The sequence below is a fragment of the Marinifilum sp. JC120 genome, from assembly GCA_004923195.1.
Lineage (GTDB): Bacteria > Desulfobacterota > Desulfovibrionia > Desulfovibrionales > Desulfovibrionaceae > Maridesulfovibrio.
Genome location: RDSB01000046.1, coordinates 1 through 2387 on the forward strand (window position 1 = coordinate 1; position 2387 = coordinate 2387).

Below are 2387 nucleotides of genomic sequence, written 5' to 3' on the forward strand. Positions count from 1 at the left end.
ATTCCTCCGGAAACGTGCTCTACACTTTGAAGAATGGTTCCATGGTCAAAGACAATGGAGATAAGATTTTCTTCAGCGTGAATGATCCTGGGGCGGTTCAGGTAGCGCAGGGATTTGCGCGGATGATGTTTGGGCGGAATGTTAAGGTGTCCGGGAATGAGATTGGGCGTAATAAAAAAATCTTAGTTAGGTGATAAGTATAGGTGTATTATGAGATTGGTGTTTTTTTTAGTCATGTTCAGTTGCATTTGGGGGACTGTATATCCCTACGAATCAAACGCTGATGTCTTGGAATACTATATGAAAGCTCGGTCTGAATATTTTCATGAAAAGAAAAGAGAAAAAATAGAGTATGTTCCACCTGTTCCGACTAAACCTGCACCGAAAGTTCCCGGACATAGAGAAGGAGTGACATTTTGGGGGCCAGATAATTATGAAGAGTGTATCGAAAAATATGTATCAGGTTGTAAAACCAATAGGGCGGTATCGTTGACTAAAAGGGCTTGTTCTGCTCTTTTTAAGAATGGGGCATTTATGTCTGAAAAGTCCGCAGAATGTATACTCAAGAATGTTCCGGATGCAAAAACGACAAGTGCTGCGGTGGAGCTTTACCGAATGTGCCTTTCTAAGGCAAACTAGTAATAGCAGGAATCCCCCCTCAGAGTTCCCTGCTATCTAGCCATGACCTTGCCCTTGGCGTTTCCTATGCCGAGGGCTTTTTTCTGTAATTTCATGTAAGCCTCATTGGCGACCTTGAGATTGGTCTTGCGCTGGCGGAGGATGTTTTTCTCCTCGTGGGAGCCGTCAGCTTTGAGGCGGTTGGTCAGTCTGGCCTGATGGCTTTTTATGAATTCCCTGAAACCGTCCAGAGGCAGGCCGCCTTGTTTTCTTTTGCCGGCATACGTGGATGCCGCTTTCTGGTAGGCGTCACTGTCATGAACCCGTTCCAGAGACTGTCTGGCCTCGTCGAGCTGGGTTAAACCCGGCTTGATGCTGTTGACCATTTCAGCCGAGTTGGCGAATTCCTTTTCCTGAACCAGTGCAATCTGTTCAGCTTTCAAGATGGCTTCTGGATCTTGAGCTTCGGCCAGCTCCTTGTACATTTCTAAAGTGCCTTTGAGGCCGCCCTGAAAAGCGAGGGCTTCAGGTGTTGTTTCCTTTTGCTGATACGCTTTCCAGTCATCACTTAGTTTTGCTGCCAATCTAAAGAGTAAGCCAGTCTTTGCCATAGGCTTCATTTGCCTCCGATAAATCAAATTTTGAGTTTTTCAGTTCTTCTGCACCAACTGTGTCCTTCAGGGCCATTGCAAGGTGAGGCGGAAGTGGAAGCTTGTAGCGTAGCGCGTAAGCTTCATCATGCTTGCCTTCAGCATCCAGTTTTCTGATTTTCTGAAGAATTTTGAATTCCTCTTCACGGGTCATTTTTGCCATAGTTTACTCCTCTGACTGATTGGTTTTTATGTTGATTTTTTGTCCATGCCTACTGATTGCCGAACACCACCATTGGGCTGGTAGGTTCGGGATGTAACCGCTTGATTCAGCGATTTTAAGGCAATCAAGGATAGTCTGCAAGCTCAGTGAGAATTTATGAAATTGGTCCTGAATTGCGAATACAAGTTCTGAATGATTGTCAATTGATGCTGGATTATCTTCTTTTTCAACTAGTTCAGCAGGGTTGTCGAATGGTTTAATGGTGTCTGGGGCTTTTGACGTGTGCAGTTGTTCTAGAAAATTTGAAAGTCGTTTTTTTGAGCTATTTGGTAACTCGACATCGTTGAGAGCGTTTTCGATCTCTGTCTTAAGTCCGGCTATATCGTAGCCCTGATTCATGTAATGCATGAAGCTGAAGGTGTTATTTCCTGAAATTAACCAACTCAGGTCAACATTAATCTCGGATGCCAGCATATATAGGGAGCTACAGCTGATGCTGTCCAGCATACCACTTTCATAACTCGTCAATGTATCTGTCCCTAATGAGGTCCGTCTTGAAAGTTCTGCGATACTGATTTTCTTCTCAGTCCTTACCTGTTTCAGCCTTTGACCGATTTGTTTAGTAAGTTTCCTACGATATTCTTTGTGAAGCCTTGAAATACGATCCAGTAACTGCTGTGATGCTGTTCGTTTCATTTATATATTCTCGCTGTTGATTTTAAGCGGCCTCCCTCAGGCCCGCTTGTTAACTTACATTGCCATAGCCAGCGGCAGTGCTCCTGCCTTCATGGATTTTGCCATTTTGATGGTCTGGGACATTTGCTTTTGCACTTCGCCGATTCCGCGCGATTTGTGCAGATCATTGAAGTCGGAGAGACCTTGCTCTTTTTCAGCTTCATTGAATTTGGGGGTTGCCATCAGACCGCCTACGGCCTTGGCTGCTGCTTCGGCTTTTT

Annotated in this window: 6 protein-coding genes; 2 read left to right on the forward strand and 4 right to left on the reverse strand. The window is 44.8% G+C overall.

What is annotated here, in order from left to right; translation table 11 throughout:
- Both D0S45_20155 and D0S45_20160 read left to right on the forward strand, forming a co-directional pair.
- A partial coding sequence (locus D0S45_20155; protein TIH11382.1) for a relaxase occupies nt 1-194 on the forward strand: 194 nt, incomplete at its 5' end.
- 16 nt (nt 195-210) lie between these two features.
- Complete coding sequence (locus tag D0S45_20160) at nt 211-639, forward strand: hypothetical protein (protein ID TIH11383.1); 429 nt, start codon at nt 211-213, stop codon at nt 637-639.
- A gap of 32 nt (nt 640-671) precedes the next feature.
- Here D0S45_20160 and D0S45_20165 read toward each other — a convergent pair whose 3' ends face one another.
- The 4 genes from D0S45_20165 to D0S45_20180 form a co-directional block, all read right to left on the reverse strand.
- On the reverse strand, nt 672-1229 hold the full coding sequence (locus D0S45_20165) for a hypothetical protein (GenBank protein TIH11384.1): 558 nt from the start codon (nt 1227-1229) through the stop codon (nt 672-674).
- Nucleotides 1204-1431, reverse strand: a complete 228-nt coding sequence (locus D0S45_20170; GenBank protein ID TIH11385.1) for a hypothetical protein — start codon at nt 1429-1431, stop codon at nt 1204-1206. The genes D0S45_20165 and D0S45_20170 overlap by 26 nt, the downstream gene beginning before the upstream one ends.
- Before the next feature lie 3 nt (nt 1432-1434).
- The gene (locus D0S45_20175; GenBank protein TIH11386.1) at nt 1435-2127 is read right to left on the reverse strand and encodes an XRE family transcriptional regulator; all 693 of its coding nucleotides are present in this window, start codon (nt 2125-2127) and stop codon (nt 1435-1437) included.
- A gap of 54 nt (nt 2128-2181) precedes the next feature.
- On the reverse strand, nt 2182-2387 hold a 206-nt coding region (locus D0S45_20180), incomplete at its 5' end, for a hypothetical protein (GenBank protein TIH11387.1).

What these genes read in the sequence shown, in the direction of transcription:
- D0S45_20170 (TIH11385.1), bottom strand. Translation starts at nt 1,431, where the DNA reads ATGGCAAAAATGACCCGTGAAGAGGAATTCAAAATTCTTCAGAAAATC.
- D0S45_20165 (TIH11384.1), bottom strand. Translation starts at nt 1,229, where the DNA reads ATGGCAAAGACTGGCTTACTCTTTAGATTGGCAGCAAAACTAAGTGAT.
- D0S45_20175 (TIH11386.1), bottom strand. Translation starts at nt 2,127, where the DNA reads ATGAAACGAACAGCATCACAGCAGTTACTGGATCGTATTTCAAGGCTT.
- D0S45_20160 (TIH11383.1), top strand. Translation starts at nt 211, where the DNA reads ATGAGATTGGTGTTTTTTTTAGTCATGTTCAGTTGCATTTGGGGGACT.